At 72.3% G+C, this 24290-nt stretch carries 25 protein-coding genes; 16 read left to right on the top strand and 9 right to left on the bottom strand.

Translation table 11 applies throughout. The features are described 5' to 3' along the window. Nucleotides 1–5: 5 nt before the first annotated feature. Nucleotides 6–929, bottom strand: coding sequence for an NADP-dependent oxidoreductase (locus Q7L65_RS27345; RefSeq protein WP_304726632.1), 924 nt, complete (start codon nt 927–929; stop codon nt 6–8). Between the two features lie 109 nt (nt 930–1038). On the opposite strand from Q7L65_RS27345, the gene Q7L65_RS27350 reads away from it, so the two are divergent. The 5 genes from Q7L65_RS27350 to Q7L65_RS27370 all read left to right on the top strand — a co-directional run bounded on the left by Q7L65_RS27350 (nt 1039) and on the right by Q7L65_RS27370 (nt 5493). Beyond that, nucleotides 1039–1434: a hypothetical protein gene (locus Q7L65_RS27350; RefSeq protein WP_304726633.1), complete on the top strand. Its 396-nt coding sequence runs from the start codon at nt 1039–1041 to the stop codon at nt 1432–1434. A 198-nt stretch (nt 1435–1632) separates the two neighbouring features. Further along, a complete protein-coding gene (locus tag Q7L65_RS27355) occupies nt 1633–2643 on the top strand; it encodes a hypothetical protein (protein WP_304726634.1) in 1011 nt (336 codons plus the stop codon). A gap of 2 nt (nt 2644–2645) precedes the next feature. Further along, complete coding sequence (locus tag Q7L65_RS27360; protein ID WP_304726635.1) at nt 2646–2891, top strand: hypothetical protein; 246 nt, start codon at nt 2646–2648, stop codon at nt 2889–2891. 131 nt (nt 2892–3022) lie between these two features. Continuing rightward, complete coding sequence (locus Q7L65_RS27365) at nt 3023–4390, top strand: NAD(P)/FAD-dependent oxidoreductase (RefSeq protein ID WP_304726636.1); 1368 nt, start codon at nt 3023–3025, stop codon at nt 4388–4390. A 59-nt stretch (nt 4391–4449) separates the two neighbouring features. After that, nucleotides 4450–5493, top strand: a complete 1044-nt coding sequence (locus tag Q7L65_RS27370; RefSeq protein WP_304726637.1) for an LLM class flavin-dependent oxidoreductase — start codon at nt 4450–4452, stop codon at nt 5491–5493. 130 nt (nt 5494–5623) lie between these two features. Here the strand turns inward: Q7L65_RS27370 and Q7L65_RS27375 are convergent, their stop codons facing one another. The 3 genes from Q7L65_RS27375 to glsA all read right to left on the bottom strand — a co-directional run bounded on the left by Q7L65_RS27375 (nt 5624) and on the right by glsA (nt 9588). Then, nucleotides 5624–7102 (bottom strand): DHA2 family efflux MFS transporter permease subunit, encoded by a 1479-nt coding sequence (locus Q7L65_RS27375; RefSeq protein ID WP_304726638.1) that lies wholly within the window; start codon nt 7100–7102, stop codon nt 5624–5626. Nucleotides 7103–7159: 57 nt separating this feature from the next. Beyond that, nucleotides 7160–7639: a MarR family winged helix-turn-helix transcriptional regulator gene (locus Q7L65_RS27380; RefSeq protein WP_304726639.1), complete on the bottom strand. Its 480-nt coding sequence runs from the start codon at nt 7637–7639 to the stop codon at nt 7160–7162. Nucleotides 7640–7740: 101 nt separating this feature from the next. Continuing rightward, nucleotides 7741–9588 (bottom strand): glutaminase A, encoded by a 1848-nt coding sequence (glsA, locus tag Q7L65_RS27385; protein ID WP_304726640.1) that lies wholly within the window; start codon nt 9586–9588, stop codon nt 7741–7743. Nucleotides 9589–9802: 214 nt separating this feature from the next. Here glsA and gnd point away from each other — a divergent pair, with 214 nt between their 5' ends. The 6 genes from gnd to Q7L65_RS27415 all read left to right on the top strand — a co-directional run bounded on the left by gnd (nt 9803) and on the right by Q7L65_RS27415 (nt 17335). Continuing rightward, nucleotides 9803–10816: a phosphogluconate dehydrogenase (NAD(+)-dependent, decarboxylating) gene (gene gnd, locus Q7L65_RS27390; protein WP_304726641.1), complete on the top strand. Its 1014-nt coding sequence runs from the start codon at nt 9803–9805 to the stop codon at nt 10814–10816. Nucleotides 10817–10818: 2 nt separating this feature from the next. Next, nucleotides 10819–12210, top strand: a complete 1392-nt coding sequence (gene zwf, locus Q7L65_RS27395; protein ID WP_304726642.1) for a glucose-6-phosphate dehydrogenase — start codon at nt 10819–10821, stop codon at nt 12208–12210. Then, on the top strand, nt 12207–13286 hold the full coding sequence (gene tal / locus Q7L65_RS27400) for a transaldolase (protein WP_304726643.1): 1080 nt from the start codon (nt 12207–12209) through the stop codon (nt 13284–13286). Before zwf ends, tal begins: the two co-directional genes overlap by 4 nt. A gap of 16 nt (nt 13287–13302) precedes the next feature. Next, nucleotides 13303–14952, top strand: a complete 1650-nt coding sequence (pgi, locus tag Q7L65_RS27405; RefSeq protein ID WP_304726644.1) for a glucose-6-phosphate isomerase — start codon at nt 13303–13305, stop codon at nt 14950–14952. Between the two features lie 106 nt (nt 14953–15058). Beyond that, complete coding sequence (locus Q7L65_RS27410) at nt 15059–16654, top strand: FAD-binding oxidoreductase (RefSeq protein ID WP_304726645.1); 1596 nt, start codon at nt 15059–15061, stop codon at nt 16652–16654. Nucleotides 16655–16753: 99 nt separating this feature from the next. Beyond that, complete coding sequence (locus tag Q7L65_RS27415; RefSeq protein ID WP_304726646.1) at nt 16754–17335, top strand: GNAT family N-acetyltransferase; 582 nt, start codon at nt 16754–16756, stop codon at nt 17333–17335. A gap of 29 nt (nt 17336–17364) precedes the next feature. On the opposite strand, the gene Q7L65_RS27420 is transcribed toward Q7L65_RS27415, so the two are convergent. After that, a complete protein-coding gene (locus tag Q7L65_RS27420; RefSeq protein ID WP_304726647.1) occupies nt 17365–17724 on the bottom strand; it encodes a DUF2339 domain-containing protein in 360 nt (119 codons plus the stop codon). A gap of 165 nt (nt 17725–17889) precedes the next feature. On the opposite strand from Q7L65_RS27420, the gene Q7L65_RS27425 reads away from it, so the two are divergent. Together Q7L65_RS27425 and Q7L65_RS27430 are read left to right on the top strand one after the other, a co-directional pair. After that, nucleotides 17890–18549, top strand: a complete 660-nt coding sequence (locus Q7L65_RS27425; RefSeq protein WP_304726648.1) for a TetR/AcrR family transcriptional regulator — start codon at nt 17890–17892, stop codon at nt 18547–18549. A 115-nt stretch (nt 18550–18664) separates the two neighbouring features. After that, nucleotides 18665–19171, top strand: coding sequence for a hypothetical protein (locus Q7L65_RS27430; protein ID WP_304726649.1), 507 nt, complete (start codon nt 18665–18667; stop codon nt 19169–19171). A 16-nt stretch (nt 19172–19187) separates the two neighbouring features. On the opposite strand, the gene Q7L65_RS27435 is transcribed toward Q7L65_RS27430, so the two are convergent. Beyond that, the gene (locus tag Q7L65_RS27435) at nt 19188–19370 is read right to left on the bottom strand and encodes a hypothetical protein (protein WP_304726650.1); all 183 of its coding nucleotides are present in this window, start codon (nt 19368–19370) and stop codon (nt 19188–19190) included. Between the two features lie 143 nt (nt 19371–19513). Between Q7L65_RS27435 and Q7L65_RS27440 the strand changes: the two genes are divergently transcribed. Beyond that, the gene (locus Q7L65_RS27440; RefSeq protein ID WP_304726651.1) at nt 19514–19996 is read left to right on the top strand and encodes a hypothetical protein; all 483 of its coding nucleotides are present in this window, start codon (nt 19514–19516) and stop codon (nt 19994–19996) included. A 55-nt stretch (nt 19997–20051) separates the two neighbouring features. On the opposite strand, the gene Q7L65_RS27445 is transcribed toward Q7L65_RS27440, so the two are convergent. Then, the gene (locus Q7L65_RS27445) at nt 20052–20492 is read right to left on the bottom strand and encodes a DUF488 family protein (RefSeq protein ID WP_304726652.1); all 441 of its coding nucleotides are present in this window, start codon (nt 20490–20492) and stop codon (nt 20052–20054) included. 65 nt (nt 20493–20557) lie between these two features. Between Q7L65_RS27445 and Q7L65_RS27450 the strand changes: the two genes are divergently transcribed. Then, the gene (locus Q7L65_RS27450; RefSeq protein WP_304726653.1) at nt 20558–20785 is read left to right on the top strand and encodes a hypothetical protein; all 228 of its coding nucleotides are present in this window, start codon (nt 20558–20560) and stop codon (nt 20783–20785) included. Nucleotides 20786–20891: 106 nt separating this feature from the next. Further along, complete coding sequence (locus tag Q7L65_RS27455) at nt 20892–21176, top strand: hypothetical protein (RefSeq protein ID WP_304726654.1); 285 nt, start codon at nt 20892–20894, stop codon at nt 21174–21176. A 94-nt stretch (nt 21177–21270) separates the two neighbouring features. Here the strand turns inward: Q7L65_RS27455 and Q7L65_RS27460 are convergent, their stop codons facing one another. Both Q7L65_RS27460 and Q7L65_RS27465 read right to left on the bottom strand, forming a co-directional pair. Beyond that, entirely contained in the window at nt 21271–21972 is a 702-nt protein-coding gene (locus Q7L65_RS27460) for a YaaA family protein (protein WP_304726655.1), read from the bottom strand. A 92-nt stretch (nt 21973–22064) separates the two neighbouring features. Further along, nucleotides 22065–24104 (bottom strand): histidine kinase, encoded by a 2040-nt coding sequence (locus Q7L65_RS27465; protein WP_304726656.1) that lies wholly within the window; start codon nt 24102–24104, stop codon nt 22065–22067. Nucleotides 24105–24290 lie beyond the last annotated feature (186 nt).

The following is a 24290-nucleotide window of genomic DNA, read 5'->3' on the forward strand; positions in this document are numbered from 1 at the left end:
ACGGCTCACGCCGGAACGATCACCAGCTTGCCGGTGAGGTGGCCGGCCTCCGAGGCGCGCAGGGCGTCGGCGACGCCGGCGAGCGGGTAGGTCTGGGCGATCGGTATGTCGAGCTTGCCGGCCTCGACCAGCGGCAGCAGTTCGCGCAGCGCCCGCGGCGTGTCGGCGCCGCCGCCGCCGACGTGGACGCGCACGCCGAGCCCGGGCGCCTCGGCGAAGCCGGCGATCGAGAGGATCCGCTCGGGACCGCCGGCCAGTTCGACCGATGCGGCCAGCTCGCCGCGGCCGGAGGCGTCGAGGACCGCGTCGACGCCGTCGGGCGCGAGCGCGCGCACGCGCTCGACGAGTCCGTCGCCGTAGAGGACGGGCTCGGCGCCGTAGCCGTGCAGGCGCTCGTGGTTGGCCTCGCTCGCGGTCCCGATCACGCGGATTCCGCGCGCGAGCGCGAGCTGGACCCAGATCGACCCGACGCCGCCGGCCGCCGCGTGCACGAGCAGCGTCTCGCCGGGCTTGACGTCGAGCAGCTCCAGCGTCTTGAAGGCGGTGCCGCCGACGCCCGCGAGGCTGCCTGCGACCTCCCAGGCGACCGCGGCGGGCTTCGGCACGAGGCTCGCCGCGTCGGCGAGCGCCTCGGCGGCGAAGGCGCCCGTGACCGTCGCGCCGAGCACCTCGTCGCCGACCGCGATCCCCTCGACGCCCTCGCCGAGTGCCTCGACGACGCCGGCGACGTCGCTGCCGAGGCCGCGCGGCTGCTCCAGCGCGGCGCCCTGTGCCATCAGTCCGCGCAGGATCTTCCAGTCGATCGGGTTGACCGACGCCGCCCGCACCGCGAGCCGGACCTGACCGGGACCCGGCGCCGGGGCGGGAAGGTCGACGACGGAGAGCTTCTCGGGGGTCCCGTACTCGCTGAACTGCACTGCCTGCGACATCTGGTTCGGCTCCCTGGTGACGACGGAGAGGATGCTTGCGCAAGCAACTATAGGCGCAGCGTCGCGCAGCTGCTCGCTTCGGATCGCCCCACTCAGGTACGTTTCGCGCATGGCCGATCCGCTCTTCCACATGGTGTGCGTCCCCGCGGCGCTCGAGTCCTCCGAGGCGTGGGCGGCCGAGCTGCTGCGCGACGGCGATCTGGCGCTGCTGATCGACGGCAGCGGCCTCGACGGCATCAACGCGATCGCCCACGCGCTCGACCAGCGCACGATCGCGCTCGTCCGCACCGAGCCCGACGCGGCCGCGCAGGACGAGACCGTGATCGCCCACGCGGCCGCGCTGCCGCTCGTCTGGGTCGCCAAGGAGTTCAGCCCCCGCGCCCGCAGTTGGGCCCGCGACCGCGGCCCGATGACCCTCCTGATCGAGACCGACGGCGTCCTCCCCGACGAAGAGCGCCGCCGCATCGATCGCTTCGTCGCGCTGCTGGGCCGGCAGGCGGAGTAGTCCGCGGCGAGGCGAACCTGCCCGCGCCTCGGGAAACTGCTGCATAGAGCGGTGAATCACGGTTAGAGTGCGCACGTGCGACCGAGCGATGCGCCGTCACCGCGGGATGGATGGCATCCCGCACGCCTTCTCCCGACCGTTGGGATCAGAGGCCAGGAGGAGCAGGAGCGGCGGGCGACCTCCGCGCTGCTCGCCGTCATGCGGGCCGTACCGGAGTTCGGGCATGCGCTGCTGAAGGAGTTGGGCGCGCCGAAGTCGGTGGCCCAGACGTCCGCGGAGGTTCGCTTCAGAACTGCGGACGGCAAGCTCGTGATCCCGGACGGCGCGATCGTGTGCGAGCGCGGAAAGAGATCCTGGACGTGCCTGATCGAGGTCAAGACCGGTACGGCGTCGCTGCGCGACGAGCAGGTCGCCACTTACCTCGACGTCGCGCGTGACAATGGCTTCGACGCGGTGCTGACGATCTCCAATCAGATCACGGCAAGCTCCGCGGAGTCGCCTGTGAGCGTTGACGGTCGAAAGCTGAAGAAGGTCGCGCTGTGGCACTTCTCGTGGTGGCGGGTGATCACCGAGGCGATCGTCCAGAGCCGCTACCGCGGTGTTTCGGACCCGGACCAGGCGTGGATCCTCGACGAGTTGATCGCCTATCTGGACCACGAGGCATCCGGAGCCGGCGGCTTCACCGACATGGGCGAGCACTGGGTCTCGGTGCGCAGGGGCGCGCACGACGGCACGCTGCGCCCATCGCCCGAGGCACGCGAGGTGGCCGAGCGCTGGGAGCAGTTCACTCAATACCTGTGCATGGGGCTCTCGCAGGACCTCGGCGAGAACGTCGCGGTCCTCCGTCCACGCAGACAGACGACCAGCATGCGACTCGACGAGGTCGTCAAGACCTTGACGGCGGACGGGCGTCTCGACGCGACGCTGCGCGTCCCGGGGGCGGTCGGCGACATCGAGATCTGCGCCGACCTGCGGACGCGGCAGACGCTGGCACGCGTCAGCTTCGCGGCGCCAGGGGAGATGCGAGCCAAGCCGCGCATCACGTGGCTGTTGCGACAGCTCAGAGAGGCTCCGGCGGATCTGCGGATCGACGTGTCTTACCCGAGCGCTCGGCAGACGACGGCGGGATTGCTCGGCGCCGTCGCCGAAGAGCCAGAGGGTTGCTGTATGAGGCGGATCCGAAACGAGAGCCGCGCTCGTTCACGCTGACGATGGCGCGCAAGATGGGGCAGAAGCGGGGCCGGGAAGAGGGTTCGTTCGTGCGCGAGACGCGCAACCACATCGTCGACTTCTATGGCGACCTGGTGCAGAACCTCAAGCCGTGGCAGGCGCGGGCGCCGCGGTTGCGCGAGGTGGAAGTCGAGGAGTCGGAGGAGGTCGCCCAACCGGACCCGCCGGCGTTCACCGCGCCGGAGTCGCGCGATCCCGGCGAGGCGGCCGAGCCTGCTGTGACCTGAGCGCTGCGCGGTCTCTCGCGCGCGACCTACTGGTGAACGTCCTGTGTGCGAGGGATCTCACAGACCCGACCACTCGCGGGTGGGACATTGAGTGCGGTTCTGTTCGCACGAGCGTCGCTGAGAGGGTTGCCATGGGTCACACGCCGAATTCGCCGTATGCCCGGCATAGAGTCGTCATCGTCGGCGGAGGCTTCGGCGGTGTCCGCGCGGCGAAGGCGCTGAAGCGGCTGCCGGTCGACGTCACGCTGATCGATCGCAACAACCACCACCTCTTTCAGCCGCTGCTCTACCAGGTCGCCACCGGCGTGCTGTCGCCGGGGCAGGTCGCGCCGGCGCTGCGCAGCCTCTTCCGCGGCCAGGACAACGTGCGCGTGCTGATGGGGGAGGTCCAGCGCTTCGACCTCGAGCGCAAGATCGTCCATGCGGTCGCCCAGCACGAGCTGGAGATCCCGTACGACACGTTGATCGTCGCCGCTGGCGCGACGCACTCGTACTTCGGCAACGACGCCTGGGCCGCCGACGCGCCCGGGATGAAGACGCTCGACGACGCCAACCGCGTGCGCAGCCGCATCCTGTGGGCGTTCGAGCTGGCCGAGCAGGCGCAGAGCGCCGAGGAGCGCGCCGCGCTGCTGACCTTCGTCGTCGTCGGCGCCGGTCCGACCGGGGTCGAGCTGGCCGGGCAGATCGCGATCCTCGCGCGCAGAATCCTCAAGAAGGAGCACCGCGCGATCGACCCGACCGAGGCGCGCGTGCTGCTGCTCGACGCCGCCCCGCACGTGCTGCCGCCGTTCCCCGAGAAGCTGCGCGCGCACGCCGAGCAGGACCTGACGAAGCTCGGAGTCGAGGTCGAGCTGAACGCGATGGCGGTCGACATCGACGACGTCGGGATCCAGGTCGCCGACACGCGCGACGCCGGCCAGCGCCGCCGGATCGCCTCGCGCACCGTGCTGTGGGCCGCTGGCGTGCAGGCCTCGCCGCTCGCCAGGCTGTTGGCGCAGGAGTCGGGCACCAGCACCGACCGCGCCGGCCGCCTGCTGGTCCGCCACGACCTGACGCTGCCGGTCCACCCTGAGGTCTTCGCGATCGGCGACATGGTCTCGCGGCCCGGCGTCCCCGGCGTCGCGCAGGGTGCGATCCAGGAGGGCCGCTACGTCGCGAAGGTGATCGCCTCGCGGATCGGCCAGCAGCCCGCGCCGCCGCCGTTCAGATACAAGGACAAGGGCACGATGGCGACGATCGGCCGCACGCACGCGGTCGCGCAGGTCGGCGGCGCCAAGCTGACCGGGCTGCTCGCCTTCTACATCTGGGCCTTCGTGCACATCGCGTACCTCGTCGGCTGGGGCAACCGCTTCGAGGCCGTCGCGCGCTGGATGTGGACGATCGTCGCGCGCAACCGCCGCGAGCGGCTGATCAGCCCCGATTCGCTCCACGTCGGGGACCACCTCCACGACGTGATCGAGGCCGAGGCCGAGCGCGAGCGGCAGCGCGTCTCGGCGTAGGCGCGCACGCCCCGAAGAGGTTGTTGATTGCGCACGCAACAACTGCTAATCTTCCGACCATGGAACTTGGACTCGCCACCTTCGCCGATCTCGGTGCCGGCATCAGCCCGCAGGAGCGCATGCGCAACCTGCTGGAGGAGGCGCGCCTGGCCGACCAGCTCGGCCTCGACCTCTTCGCGATCGGCGAGCACCACCGTCCCGACTACCTGATCTCCTCGCCGACCGTCGCGCTCGCCGCGGCCGCCGCGCAGACGGAGAGAATCCGCCTTTCGAGCGCCGTCACGGTGCTCAGCTCCGACGACCCCGTGCGCGTCTTCCAGCAGTTCGCCGAGATCGACCTGATCTCCGGCGGCCGCGCCGAGATCATGGCCGGGCGCGGCTCCTTCATCGAGTCGTTCCCGCTGTTCGGCTACGACCTCGACGACTACGACGAGCTGTACGACGAGAAGCTGAGACTGCTGGTCGCGATCACGCGCGACCCGGAGCACGTCACGTGGTCCGGCAAGCACCGCGCGCCGCTCACCGACGCCGCGATCTACCCGCTGCCGGTGCAGGAGCCGATCCCCGTGCAGGTCGCCGTCGGCGGCTCGCCGGAGTCGGTCGTGCGCGCTGGGACGCTCGGGCTGCCGCTGACGATCGCGATCATCGGCGGGATGCCGGCGCGCTTCGTCCCGCTCGCCGAGCTGTACCGCGAAGCGTGGGCCGCCGCCGGGCACGAGCCGGGCACCGAGAAGCTGACGATCAACACGCACACGTTCGTCGGCGAGACGCTCGCGCAGGCCGACTCCGCGTTCGCGCACACCTACCTCGAGATGATGAACCGGATCGGGCGCGAGCGCGGCTGGCCGCCCTCGGGCCGGCGCGAGTACGAGGCGCTGCGCTCGCCGCAGGCCGCGCTCGCGGTCGGCACCCCGGAGCAGGTCGCAGAGAAGATCCTGATGGAGCATGACCTGTTCTCGATGGACCGCTATCTCGGCCACATGAGCGTCGGCGCGGTCGCGCACAGAGACGTGCTGAAGTCGATGGAGCTGTTCGGCACCGAGGTCGCGCCGCTGGTGCGAGCCGAGCTCGAGAAGCGGACGGGGGCGGCCGCCGCCGCCTAGCCGAGGCTCGCGCGCCCGTCGCCGCCGACCGGGATCTCTGGTCCGAGGAAGCGCGGGTCGGCGCCGGTCACGACCTGGCCGACTGCCTCGACCCGCGCCAGCACCTCCCGCACCTCCTTCGGCTCGGCGGCTAGGGAGCGGTTCCCGTTCGCAGCAGCGCGACCGCGGCCGCACCCGCCGCCAACACGAATCCCGCCGCGACCGCGAACGCGAGCGAGTAGCCGCCCGCCAGCGCGGTGACGAGGTTGTCGCCACCGTCGCGCAGCGTCGCGCTGCGCGCTGCGGACAGGGTCGCCAGCACCGACAGGCCGATCGCGCCGCCGACCTGCTGCGTCGTGTTCAAGAGGCCGGAGGCGAGTCCGGCATCCTGCGGCGTCGCGCGCGCCAGCGCGAGCGTCGGCAGCGCCGGCATCGCGATCCCGGCGCCGATCCCCATGATCATCATCGCTGGGAGGACGTCGAGCCAGTAGACGCCGTCGGCCGGCGCGCGCTGCATCAGCAGCAGGCCGGCCACCATCAGCAGCAGCCCGTCCAGCAGCGTCGTCTTCGCGCCCAACCGCATGATCAGCGGCGTCGCGAAGCCGAGCGAGAGGACGCCGATCGCGAGCGGGATCGGCAGCATCCCGAAGCCGACGCCGGTCGCGTCGAAGCCGAGCACCTGCTGCAGGTAGAGCGCGAGGAAGAACTGCTGGCCGAACATGCCGGCGATCATCAGGGTCTGCACGAGGTTGGCGGCGCAGACGTTCGGGACGCGGAAGAGGCGCAGCGGTACGAGCGGATGCGCGGCGCGCTGCTCGCGCAGCGCGAACAGCGCCAGCAGCCCGGCTGCGACGGCCCCGAGCCCGAGCGTGTGCAGCGAGCCCCAGCCGCGCCCGCCGGCCTCGACGAGCGTGTAGACGGCGAGCATCAGCGCGGCGACGACGAGCAGCGCGCCGGGCACGTCGGCGCCTTGCCTCAGCCCGAGGCCTGCATCGTCGCGCAGCACGCGTGCGGCGGCGAATGCGGTCGCCGCGCCGATCGGCACGTTGACGAAGAAGATCCAGTGCCACGAGAGCGCGTCGGTCAACACACCGCCGAGCAGAACTCCGAGCGATGCTCCGGCCGAGCCCACGAACGCGTACGTCGCGATCGCGCGGGCGCGCTCGCGCGGCTGCTCGTACATCGCGACGATCATCCCGAGGATCACCGCGGACGTCATCGCGCCGCCGGCGCCCTGCAGGAAGCGGGCGGCGACCAGCAGCTCCCGGCTCGTCGCCAGGCCGCACAGCAGCGAGGCGAGCGTGAAGACGAGCAGCCCGGCGAGGAACATCCGCTTGCGGCCGAGCAGGTCCCCGAGCCGCCCGGCCAGCAGCAGCAGGCCGCCGAACGCGATCAGGTAGGCGTTGACGACCCACGCGAGGCCCGACTGCGAGAAGCCGAGGTCGGCCTGGATCGACGGTTGCGCGACGGACACGATCGTCGTGTCGAGGATGATCATCAGAAAGCCGGCGCACAACGTCAGGAGCGCGAGCGAGCGGTCGTCGCGGCGCGTGCGGGGCGCGCCGAGTTCCGGGGCGACGCCGCGCAGCTCGGGGCGCTGGCCGGATGGGGCGGCTGCGGTCTCGGACATGGCCGGACCGTACCAGATCGTCTGTTACGGAACTATTCTGTTCGGAACTACATGTCGCTACGCCGACACGCGTGGCGCACGCCGCCGGACCGGCTGCTCGGTCGGGACGGCATCCGCGAGACGCGAGCCGACGAGCGTGATCAGCGACTCCATGAAGACCGCGCGCTGCGGCTTGGGCAGCACGTCGAGCACGTCGTCGTGGATCGCGTGGATGATCCTGTCGGCCGCTCTGAGCTTTCTTCTGCCGGCTCTCGTGACGGCGATCACGCGCGCGCGGCGGTCGGTCTTCGACGGGATCCGCTCCGCCAGCCCTGCAGCCTCCAGGTCGTCGACGGTCACCACCATCGTCGTCTTGTCCATCCCGACCGCCTTCACGAGGTCGCTCTGCGTGTGCTCGCCGGTGTCGGCGGCGACGAGCACCTGATGGGTGCGAGGGGAGAGGTCGAGCTGCTGCAACTGCGCCGTCAGCTCTGTCGTGAGCGTGTACGACGCGCGGGAGAGCAGCCAGCAGAGGTTCGTGTTGAGCGGTTCGGACATGGATCCGATGCTAGCGAGGTCGTCCGCCGAACGGATGATCTTGTATGGGATGATCTATCGCATGAGCCGTGATCCGGCGGGGAGCGGCCCATCTGCGCCGGCTACGCGCCCGCCACTCCCGGGCGGCCGAGTTCTCGCATCAGCTGGGCGGCGACGTCGTAGGCGCTCGTGAGCATGTTGCGCAGGAGCGTCGCGTGGAGGGCGGGGTGGGTGTCGGCGAGCGTGTGGAAGTCGGCGGCGGTGAGGACGAGCAGGTCGCCGTCGGTGTCGGCGTACGTGTCGGCGGTGCGGGCGGCGTCGCTCAGGACCGCGATCTCGCCGACGGTCCAGCCCGGCGTCAGCGTCGAGAGCCGGCGGCGGCCGCCGTCGGGCAGCGGCAACGACGTGCTCAGCTCGCCGCGCATCACGAGGAAGACCTCCTTCGCCTCGTCGCCGAGCGCCGCGACCCGCTCACCGGCCGTGAACGCACGCGGGCGCAGCAGCGGGGCGAGCTGGGCGAGCTGCTCACCGGTGAGATCGCGCATCAGCCGGTGCTCGTCGAGCGCGCACGCTCCGCGCGCCAGATCTCCGTCGCCGTGCAGCGCCAGCAACCGCTCCTCGATCCACTCGCTCGCGGCGTCACGGTCGGGGAAGACGAGGATCGGTCTGGCGCCGTCCGCCCCGACCACCCCCAGCGAATCGCGCCCTGGCCGCTCGACGAACGCCAGCTCGCGGCCCTGTTCGCGCATCCGCTCGACGCTGGCCTGCAGCAGGCGGATCGAGGGGGTGTCGACGTATTCGGCGTCGCGCAGGTCGATCGCGGCGGCGTCGAGCGGTTCGTGGGCGACGGCGCGGATGACGCGCTCGGCACTCGCCACCAAGACGTCCCCCTGCAGCTCGAAGACGATCCCGCGGGCGCCGACGCGCTGGAGCAGCTCGCGCTCGGCGACGGGACGACGGCGGCGCGACGGCTCGGTGTCGACGGCGTGACGCGCGGCGATCGCGACGTGCGCGGGGCGCGACGCGCGCAGGAAGTGCAGGTCGAGGTCGCGCGACAGCTCCCTGCAGGCGAACACGCCGCGCACGCTGTTGCCCCACGCGTCCAGGCGCGGGGAGAAGACCGCGAGGCCGAGCTGGCCGGGCAGCAGCGCGAGGATCCCGCCCGCGACGCCGCTCTTCGCCGGCAGCCCGACGTTGACCATCCAGTTGCCGGCCGCGTCGTACATCCCGCACGTCGTCATCACGCTCAGCACCTGCTGCACGAGCCCGCGCGCGAGCGCCCGCTCGCCCGTCAGCGGGTGCACGCCGCCGTTGGCGAGCGTCGCGGCCATCAGGCTCATGTCACGGCAGTCGACCGCCACCGCGCACTGGCGGAAGTAGGTCTCCAGCGTCGTGTCGGGATCGCCGTCGAGGATCCCCCGCGAGCGCAGCATCCAGCCGATCGCGCGGTTGCGATGCCCCGTCGCCGACTCCGACGCAGCGACCGCCTCGTCGACCGCCAGCGGCCGCCCGGCGAAGCGCGACAGCCCGGCGACGATCCGAGCGAGCCGCGCGTCGCCTCCCGCCGCGCCAGCGGCCCCGCCGCCCGTCCCCACCAACGAAGTCGCCGTGATCGCCCCCGCGTTGATCATCGGGTTCAGCGGCCTCCCGCTGACCGGATCGAGGCTGATCGAGTTGAAGGCGTCGCCGGACGGCTCGACGTCGATCTTCGCCGCGACCGCCGCCGGGCCGGCGTCCTCCAGCGCCATCGCGTAGGCGAACGGCTTCGAGGTCGACTGGATCGTGAACGGGACGCGCGTGTCGCCGACCTCGTAGACGTGGCCGTCGATCGTCGCGAGGCAGATCCCGGTCAGCTCGGGATCCGCGCGCGCCAACTCCGGAATGTAGTCGGCAACCGCGCCGCCGTCCTGCGCGCGGCAGCGGCGCAGCAGCTCGTGCAGGTAGTCGTCGATCGGGGAGGCCGCGGTCATGCCGGGCATCGTCGCAAAGTCAGGCGGCGTCCGTGCGCGCGCAAACGTGTGGACTTCTGTGCGCTCCGGCCGATGAACCCGTGCAGTGGCGATCGGTTCACCGTGCGATAGCACGGCGGCCGCTTCGCGGCGTAGGGTGGGGGTAGCAGTCCCCCCGTCTCATTGCGGTACGTACATGCGCCGGCGCGGACCGGCAGGAAAGGAGCGCGAGCGAATGCAGCTTGGCATGATCGGACTGGGCCGGATGGGCGCGAACATGGTGCGTCGCCTCTTGAGAGACGGCCACACCACCGTCGCGTACGACCGCAACCAGGATGCCGTGCAGCAGCTCGCCGGCGAGGGTTCGGAGGGCGCCGCGACGCTGGCGGAGTTCGTCGCCAAGCTGGAGCAGCCGCGCGCCGTCTGGCTGATGGTCCCGGCCGCCGTCGTCGACTCGTCGCTGGAAGAGCTGCTGCCGCTGCTGGACGAGGGCGACATCGTGATCGACGGCGGCAACTCGTACTACCGCGACGACATCCGCCGCGCCAAGCAGGTGACCTCAGCTGGCATGCACTACGTCGACGTCGGCACCTCCGGCGGCGTCTTCGGCCTCGAGCGCGGCTACTCGCTGATGATCGGCGGCGACGACGCTGCCGTCGAGCGCCTCACGCCGGTCTTCAAGACGCTCGCCCCGGGCGTCGACGCCGCACCGCGCACGCCCGGCAAGGACGGCGAGCTGCAGGCGGGCGAGGAGGGCTGGCTGCATTGCGGTCCGTCCGGCGCCGGCCACTTCGTGAAGATGGTCCACAACGGCATCGAGTACGGCATGATGGCCGCCTACGCCGAGGGCCTCAACATCATCAAGAACGCCGACATCGGCAGACTCGACCACGACAAGGACGCCGAGACGGCGCCGCTGACCGATCCCGAGGCGTACCAGTACGACATCGACCTGCCGGCCGTGACCGAGGTCTGGCGCCGCGGCTCGGTGATCGCCTCCTGGCTGCTGGACCTGACCGCGATCGCACTGCACGAGTCGCCCGACCTGGCCGAGTTCTCCGGCCGCGTGTCGGACTCCGGCGAGGGCCGCTGGACGGCGCTCGCCGCCGTCGAGGAGGGCGTCCCGGCGCCGGTTCTCACGAGCGCGCTCTACAGCCGCTTCGCCTCGCGCGACCTCGACCTCTACGCGAACAAGGTCCAGTCCGCGATGCGCAGCCAGTTCGGCGGCCACCACGAGAAGAGAGCGTGACGGTGAGCGCAGCCGCTGAATCCGCCGACGCGCTCGTCTTCTTCGGCGCGACCGGCGACCTCGCGTACAAGCAGATCTTCCCGGCGCTGCAGTCGATGATCCGCCACGGCCGGCTCGACGTCCCGATCGTGGGCGTCGCGAAAGCCGGCTGGACGCTGGAGGACCTGCGCAGACGCGCGCACGACTCGCTCAGCGAGCATGGCGGGGTCGACGAGGCCGCGTACGCCAAGCTCGTCGCCCAGCTCAGATACATCGACGGCGACTACGCCGACCCGCAGACGTTCGTGCGGCTGCGCGAGACGCTCGGCGACGCCTGCCGTCCGCTGCACTACCTGGCGATCCCGCCGGTGCTGTTCGGCACGGTCGTCGAGGCGCTCGGCAGATCGGGCTGCGCCGAGGAGGGCGCGCGCGTCGTGATCGAGAAGCCGTTCGGGCGCGATCTGGAGAGCGCGCTGGAGCTGAACAGAACGCTCGCGAGCGTCTTCCCGGAGCGACACATCTTCCGGATCGACCACTACCTCGGCAAGGAGCCGGTCGAGAACCTCATCTACTTCCGCTTCGCGAACTCGTTCCTGGAGCCGATCTGGAACCGCGACCACATCCGCAGCGTGCAGATCACGATGGCGGAGAACTTCGGCGTCGCCGGGCGCGGTGCGTTCTACGAGTCGGCCGGAGCGATCCGCGACGTCGTGCAGAACCACATGCTGCAGGTGCTGTGCCTGCTCGCGCTCGACCCGCCGAGCCCGAACGAGCCGGACGCGCTGCGCAACGAGAAGTCGCGCCTGATGAGCTCGATCCGCCCGCTCGCGCCCGAGGACGTCGTGCGCGGCCAGTTCGACGGCTACCACGACGAACCGGGCGTCGCGCCCGACTCGACGGTCGAGACGTTCGCGGCCGTGCGCGTCGCGGTCGACAACTGGCGCTGGGAGGGCGTGCCGTTCCTGATCCGCGCCGGCAAGCAGCTGCCGGTGACCGCGACCGAGGTGCTGGTCGAGCTGCACCACCCGCCGGAGACGATCTTCGACGCCGAGGACGACAGGCGCCGCAACACGTTCCGCTTCACGCTCTCGCCCGAGGTCGAGCTGGCGCTGCAGGCGCGCGCGAAGCTGCCCGGCGAGGAGATGGTCGGCGAGGACGTGCAGCTGATCGCGCACCACAGAAGAGCCGACGAGATGCCGCCGTACGAGCGGCTGCTGGGCGACGCGATGCGCGGCGACGCGACCCTGTTCGCGCGCGAGGACACGGTCGAGGCCGCGTGGAAGGTCGTCGCTGCCATCCTGGATGACACGACCCCCTTGCACAGATACGCGCCGGGCACATGGGGGCCGGCTGAGGCGGACCGCCTCCTGACCGACGACGACTGCTGGCACGACCCGAGAGGACCGACGACATGAGCGCCACGAGCGACCTTCACGCCCTGGGGCAGAGCCTCTGGCTCGACAACATCACGCGCGACATGCTCGGCGACGGCACGCTCGCGGCGCACATCTCCGAGCGCAACGTGACGGGCCTCACCTCCAACCCGACGATCTTCGAGCACGCCGTCTCCGCGGGCGCCGCCTACGACGACTCGATCCGCGCCTCGATCGAGGCCGGCAGAGACGGCGAGGGCGCCTTCTTCGACCTCGCGCTCGACGACATCACGCGCGCGGCCGACCTGTTCCGGCCGATCCACGACAAGACCGACGGCGTCGACGGCTTCGTCTCGCTCGAGGTCTCGCCGCTGCTGGCGCGCGACGCCGCCGAGACGATCAAGTGGGCGAAGGACCTGCACGCGCGCGGCGACCGCCCGAACCTCTACATCAAGATCCCCGGCACGCCCGAGGGCCTGCCCGCGATCGAAGAGGCGATCTTCGCCGGCATACCGATCAACGTCACGCTGCTGTTCGATCGCGAGCAGTACCTCGCGGCGGCGGACGCGTACCTGAGAGGGATCGAGCGCCGCGTCGAGGCCGGGCTGAACCCGCGCGTCGAGTCGGTCGCGTCGATCTTCATCAGCCGCTGGGACGTCGCCGTCAAGGACCAGGTCGGCGCCGAGCTGAAGAACAAGCTCGGCATCGCGGTCGTCGAGCAGGCGTACGTCGCCTACCTCGAGCTGCTCGACTCGCCGCGGATGCAGCGGCTGCTGAACGAGGGCGCGCGGCCGCAGCGGGCGCTGTGGGCGTCGACCGGGACGAAGGATCCCGAGGCGTCGGACACGCTCTACATCGAGGCGTTCGCCTCGCCGCTGACGGTCAACACGATGCCGGAGAAGACGCTGCTGGCGTTCGCCGACCACGGCAAGGTCGGCGCGCCGCTGGCGCGCGACGGCGCCGACTCGGCCGAGGTGCTGGCCGCGTTCGAGGCGGCCGGCGTCGATGTGGACGCGCTCGCGCTGCGCCTCCAGGTGGAGGGCGCCGACGCGTTCGTGAAGTCGTGGAGAAGCCTGCTCGACCAGATTGCGACCAAGAGCCAGGCGCTCACCGCCTGAGCCGGGAGAACCGACCGTGAGCACCGTCAGCGAGATCGCGGCCAAGACCGCGCCGATCTGGAGCGCCCTGGAGCGCCACCGCGACGAGCAGGGCGAGATCAGCCTGCGCGCGCTGTTCGACGCCGACCCCGGCCGCGGCGAGCGGCTCGCCGCCGAGGGCGCCGGGCTGTACCTCGACTACTCCAAGCAGCTCGTCACCGACGAGACGCTGAGACTGCTGCTGCAGCTCGCCGAGGCGGCCGAGGTCGAGGCCCGCCGCGACGCGATGTTCAGCGGCGAGAAGATCAACGTCAGCGAGGGGCGCGCGGTGTTGCACACCGCCCTGCGCGCGCCGCGCGACGCGGTGATCGAGGTCGACGGCGAGAACGTCGTGCCGGCCGTGCACGCGGTGCTCGACAAGATGGCCGCGTTCTCCGAGCGGATCCGCTCGGGCGAGTGGAAGGGCCATACCGGCAAGCCGATCAAGGCGATCGTCAACATCGGCATCGGCGGCTCCGACCTCGGCCCGGCGATGGCGACGCTGGCGCTGGCGCACTACGCGCAGCGCGACATCGTCGCGCGCTTCGTCTCCAACGTCGACGGCAACGACTTCGCCGAGAAGACGCGCGACCTCGACCCGGAGGAGACGCTCTTCATCGTCGCGTCGAAGACGTTCACGACGCTGGAGACCTTGACGAACGCCCACACCGCGCGCGAGTGGCTGCTGTCGGGTCCCGCGTTCGGCGGCGACGAGTCCGCGGTCGCCAAGCACTTCGTCGCGGTCTCGACGAACGCGGCGGAGGTGTCGAGATTCGGCATCGACACCGACAACATGTTCGAGTTCTGGGACTGGGTCGGCGGGCGCTACTCGTACCCGTCGGCGATCGGCCTGTCGGTGATGGTCGCGATCGGCCCCGACAGCTTCCGCGACATGCTCGCCGGCTTCCACGCGCTCGACGAGCACTTCCGCAGCGCGCCGCTGGCGCAGAACCTGCCGGTGCTGATGGCGCTGGTGGGGATCTGGAACAGCGACCTGCTCGGCCACGAGACGGTCGCGGTGCTGCCGTACGACCAGTACCTGTCGCGCTTCACCGCGTACCTGCAGCAGTTGGAGATGGAGTCCAACGGCAAGCACGTGCGGCTCGACGGCACGCCGGTCGAGCACGGCACCGGGACGATCGTGTGGGGCGAGCCGGGCACCAACGGCCAGCACGCCTTCTACCAGCTGATGCACCAGGGCACGAAGGTCGTCCCGGCCGACTTCATCGGCTTCAACCAGGCGCTGAACGTGCTGGGCCGCCACCACGACCTGCTGATGGCGAACCTGTTCGCGCAGGCCGAGGCGATGGCGTTCGGCCGCTCGACCGAGGAGATCGCCGCCGAGGGCGGCTCGGCGGAGCAGACCCCGCACCGTGTCACGAAGGGCAACCGCCCGACGACGACGATCCTCGCCGACAGACTGACCCCGTTCGCGCTCGGCTCGCTCGTCGCGTTGTACGAGCACAAGGTGTTCGTGCAGGGCACGATCTGGCAGATCGACTCGTTCGACCAGTGGGGCGTGGAGCTGGGCAAGAAGCTCGCCAACGCGATCATCCCCGAGCTGGAGTCTCCCGAGGCTCCGTCGCTGGCGCACGACAGCTCGACCAACGCGCTGATCACGCGCTACCGCGCGCGGCGCGGGGGCTGAGGCTTCCACTCGCGAGCCTGGACCACCGGGCTCGCGACGTAGGCCTTCCTCGGCGTGGTCCGGATCAAGCTTGTGACACTGGGACGGTAGATGTAACATCGTCGCCATGCTCGAACAGTTCGCACTTCCGGCCGCGCCCGCGTCCGCATGGGCGGCCGCGCCCGCGGAGCCGCTCGTCGGCCCGCAGCTGCGCGCGTTGATGGAGCAGATCTTCGAAGTCGGTGCGAACGGGAACGGCAAGGTCTCCGAAGGCGTCGAGCCGGCGGCTCCGTCGACGAACCTCGCAACCGCCGTCCTCGACGCCTTCGCCGCCGCCCTCGGCGGCGCCGAGCACGTCCGCACCGACGCGGCCTCGCGCGCGGCGCATGCCAACGGAATGTCCTACCTCGATCTGGTGCGTCAGCGGCTCGCAGCGCCCGTCGCCCTCCCGGACGCCGTGCTGGCGCCGGCCGACGAGGCGCAGATCGCGGCAGCACTGGGCGTCGCCGCGGAGTTTGGGATCGCGGTCGTGCCGTTCGGCGGCGGGACGAGCGTCGTCGGCGGCGTCACGCCCGCGCGCGGCGGTCTCGCGGGCGTCGTCGCGCTCGACCTCGCGCGGCTCGACGCGCTCGTCGAGTTGGACGAGATCTCGCGCACCGCGACGCTGCAGGCGGGTCTGACCGGCCCGCGCGCGGAGGAGCTGCTGCAGGCGCACGGCTTCACGCTCGGCCACGTGCCGCAGAGCTTCGAGCGCGCGACGATCGGCGGCTACGCCGCGACCCGCTCCGCCGGCCAGCTGTCGACCGGCTGGGGCCGCTTCGACGCGCTCGTCGAGCGTTTGCGCGCGGTCACGCCGACCGGCACGCTCGCGCTCGGGCGCGCGCCCGGCAGCGCCGCCGGGCCCGACCTGCGCCAGTTGCTGCTCGGCTCCGAGGGCGCGTTCGGCGTGATCACCGAGGTGACCGTGCGCGTGCGGCCGCTGCCGCAGGCGCGCCGCCACGAGGGCTGGCGCGTCGAGAGCTTCGCGGCCGGCGCCGCGCTGCTGCGCCGGCTCGTGCAGGACGGCCCGAAGCCCGACCTCGCGCGCCTGTCCGACGAGACGGAGACCGCGATGGGCGTCGCGACCGGGGGCGAGCAGGGCGAGGGCTGCCTGCTGCTGGTCGGCTGGGAGGGGGGAGCGGCCGACGTCGCGGGCCGCGCGTTCGCGACCGCCGCGCTGCTGCAGGAGGCCGGCGCGCACCCGCTCGGCGAGGAGGCTGCCGGGTCCTGGCACACGGGGCGTTTCAGAGCGCCGCGGATGCGCGACGAGCTGATCGACCTCGGCCTGCTGGTCGAGACGCTCGAGACGGCGGCCTCGTGGCGCGACCTCGAACGGGTCCACGACGTCGTCGCGGATCGGCTGCGCGGGGCGCTCGACGGCGCCCGCCCGGTCGTCGCCTGTCATGTCTCGCACCTCTATCCCGCCGGCGCTTCGCTCTACTTCTCGGTTCTCGCCAGGCGCGACAAGGAAGACCCGGTCGGCCAGTGGCAGGCCGCCAAGCGCGCCGCCACCGATGCGCTCGCCGAGCAGCACGCCACGATCACCCACCACCACGCCGTCGGCGCCGACCACGCCCCCTGGCTTGCCGCCGAGGTCGGCGACACCGGCGTCGCCCTCCTGCGCGCCGTCAAGGCCCAGCTCGACCCGGCCGGGATCATGAATCCGGGGAAGCTGCTGACGTAGTCGTCGCCTCTCGCGTCAGCCCGCGCAGAGCGAAGGTTCGCCGCTGACATCCGGCCAGCGACGGTTGAGGGCGGCTGGTCCGGGGGTACGCTGGCGCGCGTGTTGACGCGCGCATCCGAACAGTCCTCCCAGAGGCCACCGCTGTCCGTACGCGTCGCGGGCGCGCGGGATGCCGGCGGGATCGCCGGGGTGCACGTGCGGGCGTGGCAGGAGGGGTACCGCGGGCTGCTGCCCGACGAGCTGCTCGACATGCTCTCCGTCAGCGAGCGCGAGCGGCAGTGGTACGAGCGGCTCAGCGGTGCGAGTCGCGAGTGGGTCCGGACGCTCGCGGCGCTGCAGGGCGGGCGGATCGTCGGCTTCTGCTCGATCGCCGCGCCCAGCCGCGACGCCGACGCCGGGCCGCGCACCGCCGAGCTGGCAGCGCTCTACGTCGACCCGGACCGCTGGGGCGAGGGGATCGCCGACGCCCTCATGCATGCGACGCTGGAGCTGCTCGTTGCCAGCCGCGGGCGCTGGGAGGCGCTGACGCTTTGGATGTTGGAGGGCAACGCCCGCGCGCTCGCCTTCTACAGACGCTACGGCTTTGCCCCCGACGGCGTGCGCCGCTCCGACGGGCTGACCGGACCGAGCGGCCAGCCCATCCCAGCGCCGCACCAGCGCTTGTGGGCGGCGCTGCCGTAGGGGGCGCGCCTCTCGGGCATCAGCGCTGCTCACTGCCGCTCAGCGGCGTCACCACCTCCATTCTCCGCGCAAACCGCTCCCACACGAGCGCCCCGACCAGCAGGGCGAAAGCGGCGAGGCGGGTCTCGCGGCGGCGCAGCGCGATTCCGGCCGCGAGGCCGCCCGATCCGTACGGCCGCGGCGTGGCGGATTCGCAGCGCGGCGAGCATCAGGCCGGTCGAGAGCACCGCGGCGAGCCCAGTTCGTGCGAGCGGCCCGAACCAGCCGTTGGAGAACGCCATCCCGGCGAGCAGCGCGAGCGCGAGCACGAGCGCCGCACCACCGGTCCACGCGATCAGCCGTCCGCCGACGAGCGCCTCCGCTCCAGGCTCCGTCTCGTTCCCCGTCATGGCTCTCCCCATCTGTCGACCATTGGTCAGCAAGCTCATGGCGGGGCAAGCTAGCATCGTTGTCGACCATTGGTCGACAACTTGTCGGCCGTTGGTCAGCAGTCTGGCTGCCGGCGGTCGGGAAACTGCCGACCGACGGTCGACACGGTTGGTAGGATCGATCGCGTGCCGCCCCGCGCCTATCGCCGGTTGGAGAGCGACGAACGCCGCCGGCTGCTCGTCGAGCGCGCCACGGCGCTGTTCGGCGAGTACGGCTACGAAGAGCTGTCGATGGCGCGCATCGCGCGCGAGGCGGGGATCTCGAAACCGCTGCTCTACCACTACTTCCCGGGCAAGAAGGCGCTCTTCGCGGCGGCCGTGCAGAGCGCCGGGGAGGAGCTGCGACTGGCGACGGAGCCGGATCCCTCCAGGCCGCCCGCGGAGCAGTTGGCGGCGAGCCTGCTCGGCTTCCTCGAATGGATCGACGCCCGCCGCGCGGCGTATGCGAAGCTCCTGCGCAGCCTCGCGGTCGCGGAGGTGCGCGAGCTGGTCGACAGCGTGCGCGAGGAGACGGTCCGGCGGATCCTCTCCGGGCTCGGCAGAGCGAACGGGGGAGAACGCCCCGCCGCGCGCGCGGCCGTGCAGGGCTGGCTGTGGTCGATCGACGGCGCCTGTCTCGCCTGGATCGAGGATGAGTTGGCGCTGACGCCGGCCGAGATGCAGGGCGTCCTGCTGGGATCGCTCGGCGGCGCGCTGATGGGCGCGGGCGCGTCGCTTCCGGTGGAGCCTCTCCAAGCGCCGACCCGGCCGTCTTCGGCGGCTCCAGACGGCAGAGCTACGGCCTGATCGGGCCGGTCACCCTGCTGGCGTACGGTCAGGCGACGCGGCCGCGCCGCTGAGGAAGCGCGATCGGGCCTCGCCGCGCTCGCGGCGCGGCCCGATGCCGCGTAGCATCGAGGCCGTGAGCGCGGAGACGACCCCGAGACTGCTGGAGCATCTGCTCGCGACCGACGGCGAGGCGCTCGGCGACGTCTCGACATGGCTGCACGACGCCGTCGCAGACGTCGGCGAGCTGCGCTGGGATCAGGTCACGCGCGCGGTCATCCTGCCGTTCAGCCAGGAGCCGTTCGGGGCGGGCGGGATCGAGCCCAGACACCTGCGCCGCACGTGGCTGTACGACGAGTACGAGCTGCCGTTGCTGGCCTGCCGGCTGATCGTGCACGGCGCCGGCAGACCGCGCTCGCGCGACCCGTTCGAGAACAGGGCCGTCGATCTGCTGGGGATCATCCACTACCCGGCGATCGACGCGCTGCGGATCGACCTCAGCGACGGCGGCTGGCTGGAGCTGCCGGTCAGCTCGGTCTTCGTCGAGCTGGAGGTGACGAGCCGAATTGCGGCGACCGTCCGTCGCCGGATCGGCCGTTGGATCCCGTACAGCTCGACGTTCGCGGCCCGCGAGGACCGCTAGCGAGGGGACCGGCCGGCTAGCGCAGGTCGGCGGTGCTGCTCTGGAGCTCGCGCGCGTCGCGCAGGTCCAGGCGCGGGGAGGCGCAGGCTTCGTCATGGCAGACGACGGTGCCTTCGACGCCGGAATGGAAGTGCACCGGCTCCGGGCGCGTGCTGTTCTCGAAGAGACGAGTGAATGCGGACTTGATGAGAGAAGCCATGTTGCTTTCTTTGTTCGAGGAGTGCTGGTGCACCACCCAAGCTACGGACGATCCACCGCCCGCTGTGTGAGTCGCCGCACGATGGATGTGTGACAGTGGCACGCGTGGCGGTTCGGCGGGTTTCCTACAGTGGAGGGACCACCGTGTCCCCGCCCGCGCGCGACATCGCCGACGACGACGATCGCCTCACGCCAGCCGAGCGTGTGCTGCGCCGCCGTACCGACGCGCTCAGCGGCAGAGCGCTCTCGTCGACTGCGCGCCAGGCGCAGCGGACGATCGAGGGCTACCTGACCGGCGGCAACCCGCCGCGCTGGATGGAGCGCGTCGGCGAGATCGACGCCGGCATAGCGCGGGTGAGGCGAGAGCTGGCGGCCGAGCATCGCGCGCTGCGCCACAGCTGCGGCGACGACGCCGACGAGTTCGCGCGCCGCTGGCGCGAGCACGTCCACAGCCGCGACTTCCACGAGTTGAACGCGCTGATCCGCCAGCACAACGAGTGGTATCCGGTCGAGCGCAACCTCCCGGTCGACCCCCGCACGGGCGAGTACGTGGCGACCCACGGCCGCTCTCACCTGCGCCCGTTGCTGGGACCGGGGTGGGCGCTGGAGCAGTTCCCGGCGAGCTGACCGGCCGGCGCGGGCGTTCCCGCCGACCGCCGCGCGCCGCTCCCGCCGCGCGCGCTCAGAGATCGACGACGCGCAGCTCGGGGCGGCGCTGCTGCAGCTGCTCCGCGACGACGCGGCGGTGGCAGCCGGACGGCTCGGCTTCGAGGCACAGCAGCGCGGTCGCCGGCGCGCTGCCGCTCAGCTCCTCGGCGAGCGCGTCCAGCTCCTGCGCCGCGGTCTGCTCGACGTGCGCGCGGAACGCGTCGGCCGCCTGGCGCACCGCGCCGGTGCGGAAGAGCGGGCGGATCTCCGGCGGCGTGCCGAGCGTGCGGCGGTGCTCGTAGGCGATGCCGCCCTCGCCGAGCCGCGCTCCGAGCTTCGTCTTCGACATCCCGGGTTTGCGTGACTGCGCGCGGAAGCGCACGTCGATCACCCGCTCGACGCCGGCGGCCTGCAGCTCCGCGACGAGCGCGTCGGGCGCCATCCGCTCGTAGCCGATCGTCCAAATCGTGGGCATCCGTTCCAACGTATCCGATCCCGGCCAGGCTGCCGCGTCTATCGCCGCGCTTGTACGATTCCCGCATGATCTCGTTCCTGCTGCGCCTCTTCGCGATCGTCGCCTTCGTCGTGCTGGGGATCGTCTGGGCCTCGGAGCGGACCGAGACGCTCGCGCTCGTGTGGGCCGCGTCGCTCGCGCTCGTCGCCATGTCGGCGGTCTGGGCCGACCTGGAGCCGCGCTCGCGCCCGACGCTGAGCGGCCTCTGGGATGCGCTCCCGAGCCCGTCGCAGAACCCCGACGACTACCGCTGACGCGCCCGGCGCGCCGCGCTCCGGTGAGCACGCCGCTGATCCGCCGCGGCGCGATGTCCCTTCGTCGTCGCCGTCGCGCGGGCGGCCCGGTACTGTCCGGCTGACGATGACCGACACCGATCCGCTCGAGCAGCTCTCCTCCGAGCAGCTCCACGACCTCGCCGTCAGACACGCGCGCCACCACCTCGACGTCGCCTTCTTCTGGCGCCTGCTGAAGGTGCTGCCCGCGGCCGAGGCGGCCGCCGGCGAGCTCGAGGAAGCGGACGCCGACCTGCAGTCGATGGTTTCCCACATCGACGACGTGACCGAGTCCGGCAGAGGCGAAGTCGCCGAGCTGCTGCGCCCGTTCTACCTCGACTACCTGCGCGAGCACAAGGTCAACGCGGGCTGAGGCGGGCGCCGGCTCGCTCGCCGTCGCGCGTCGACGCCGAACGAGTGGCCGCCGCTGAGCAAGCTGACGTGAGGTCGCGCGGGCGGTGGGCCGCTCAGCGCTCCAGCACGTCGAGCGTCCACGCGTCGTCGCGGCCGGGCGTCTCGGCCAGCTCCGCGTCGAGGCCGGCGGACAGCACGATCGCGAGCACGTCGGCCGGGCGGCGCGGTGCTCTGGCCGCCAGCAGCAGCTCGCGCGCGACGCGGCCGCGCGTGTCCTTCGCCATGTGCGAGATCACCTGGCGGCTGCCGCCGGGCTTGAGCTTGAACGCGCGCACCTCCACCCGCGGCGCGTGCGCCGGGCGCCAGACGGCCGCGTAGCCGCCGGAGCGGCAGTCGACGACCAGCTCGCCGCGACGGTCATGCGACGCAAGCGCCTGCGCGACCAGCGGTCGCCATGCGGCGGCGAGCGTGCCGAGCCCGTCCACGCGCGCATCGATCGGCAGCTTGTACGCCGGAATGCGGTCGGCGAGCCCGGTCATGCCCCACAGCCCGCTCGCGACGAGCACGTTCGCCCGCGCCCGCCGCTTCGCCGCGGCCGGCAGGGATCCATGGTCCAGCCGGGCGTAGAGCACGCCGCTGTAGACCTCCGCGGCGGGAGCGGTCGGAGCGCTGGCGAGCGCAGGATCGACAGCCTCGATCAGCCGCCCGCGCAGCGGACCGAGCGTCTCGGCGAAGGAGAGCGCCGCGAGGTCGACGGTCGACCGCCGCGCGGACGGAGCGGTCTTGCCCTCGGAGGGCGGAAGCAGGAGCAGCATCGCACCACGCAGCCTGCCACGCGCGGCGCCGCGATGCCGTCCGCTGCGGACCGCCGCGCCGCGCCCACTCGAGCACCGGCACCTTTTGGTCGTCAGGCGACCAAGAAGTGCCGCTGCTCTGGCTCCAGCGCCACGATCGCGCTCGCCTCGAGCGCCGATCGGTCGCCGCAGGGCAGCGACGCCCACACGCGGAAGCCACCGTCGGGCGTCGGCTCGGCCCGCAGCGCGCCGCCGAGCAGGCGCGCTCGCTCGCGCATCCCGTCGATCCCGCGCCGCGCGCCCGCGCCCCGAACGCGCGACCGCGCGAGCGGGGCATTGCGGACTTCGACAACCAGCGCAATCTCTTCGACCACGACCCGCACCTCCACCGCCGCGCCGGCGGCGTGCTTGCGGGCGTTCGTCAGCGCCTCCTGGGCGATGCGGCAAGCGCACGCAAGCACGTCGGGCGGGACGCCGTCCAACTCGGCCCGATCGAGCACGAGGCTGACGCGCTGGCCGGCGCGGCGGGCGCCGGCGACGACGGCGTCGAGGTCCGCCAGCGGCGATTCGCTCGGCCCCGGCTCGTCGCCGGCCCGCAGCGTTGCGACCAAGCGCGCCAGCTCGACACGCGTCGCCGCGACCGCGTCGTCGAGATCGTCGAGTGCTTGGCGGGCGCGGGCCGGGTCGCGCGGGAGCGTGACGCGCGCGCCGGCCGCGAGCAGGCCGATCAGCGAGATGCCGTGCGCGACGACGTCGTGCAGGTCGCGCGCGACGCTGCGGCGCTCGGCGTCGACCGCCGCGCGCAGCCGTTGCGGCGCGGCGGCGACGAGCAGCAGTTGGTCGCGTCGCAGCCCGCGTGCGAGCCGCGAGCTGCCGCGCACGTACCAGCCGGCGATCCAGCCGATCGCGACGACGCAGGCGGTCAACGGCAGGTCGGTCGGCGCACCCGTCTCCGCGACCCACGACCCGACCGCGACGAGCGAGCAGACCGCCACGACGACACCGCCGGCGACCGCGCGCCGCGCGCTCCCGGCGGAGGTCGCCGCGGCATAGGACGCGAACACGATCACGGCCATCAGCGACAGCCCGCCGTTCGGCATCCAGCCGAGCAGGGCGCGCGCGAGCAGACCGCCGCCCGCGAGCACGCACGCGGTTGCGAACCCGGCGCGGCTGCGCAGCAGCAGGAGCGGCAGCACGATCAGCACGATCCCGCTGACCCACCCGATCGCGCGGCCGTCGTTGAGCAGCTGCTCCAGCGCGACCGTCGCCGACGCGAGCGCGGCGGCGGCCACGTCGCCCGCTGCGAGGAGCCGCGTGCGACCCGCTCGGCTGCCCGCCGGCGCCGTGGGCGTGACGAATGCGGCGTGAGCGGGCGACACAGCGTGCGGCTGCTCCTCGGCGCGCAGGAGCTGGAGCACCCGCCGCAGCTCCTCCAGCGCGCTCGTCGTCACGCCTGCGATCGAGCCGAGCAGCGACCGTGCCCGGGCCGCGTCCGCGGCGTTTCCGCCGCCGACCTCGTCTCCGAGCCGCTCCCGCGCGGCCGACGCGAGCTGGGCGATCTCGCTCAGGTCGCGCGTCACGATCGCGTGCAGCTCGCCCGCGATCCGGCGGCGTTCGGCGGCGAGGTCGATGCGCAGGCGGTGTGCCTGCTCGCTCCCGCAACTGCTCGCCTGCGCCGCGGCGCGCTCGGCCTCCTCGCGCCGCAGCCGCACCGCGAGCCCGGCGCTCAGCGCGAGCAGTTGCATCACGAGGAACGCGATCATGTCGTGCGGCGTGACCGCCACCTCGCGCTCGATCAGCGGGAAGAGCGGCGTGAGGGAGATCAGCGCGGCGACCGCGAGCACCGCACGATGGCGCGGTTGCCCGTAGGCCGCGACCGCGAAGACCGCGACCGCGATCCCCTGCAGCGGCGTCACGGCCTGGAACGGCAGGAACGTCACGAGGCTGTCGAGCACGAACGCGGCCGCCGCCCAGGCGGCGACGGCGAACGGGAAGCGGTGGCGCAGCGCGAGCGGCGCGGTCGCGGCGAGCGCGAACGCGAGCCGCGCCCCGACGGGCCACGTGCTCGGGATCAGCGACGCCTCGGCGACGGCCCATACCAGCAGACCGGCCGAGAACGCAACCTCCAGCCTCGACCCGAGCAGCCGCTTCACCGCACCGACGGTACCGGCGCCGAACGCCCGCGCCAGCCCGTGAGGGACTGGGCGAGGGAGTTCCCCCACGCGCCCGCCCGCGCCCGCCCGCCCCCGCCCGCGCCCGCCCGCGCCCGCCCGCGCCCGCCCGCAGCTCGACGCGCTCGTCGACGACGGCGGTGCCTGGCACTGGACCGGGTCCGCTGC

The organism is Conexibacter sp. CPCC 206217, from assembly GCF_030646165.1.
Lineage (GTDB): Bacteria > Actinomycetota > Thermoleophilia > Solirubrobacterales > Solirubrobacteraceae > Conexibacter.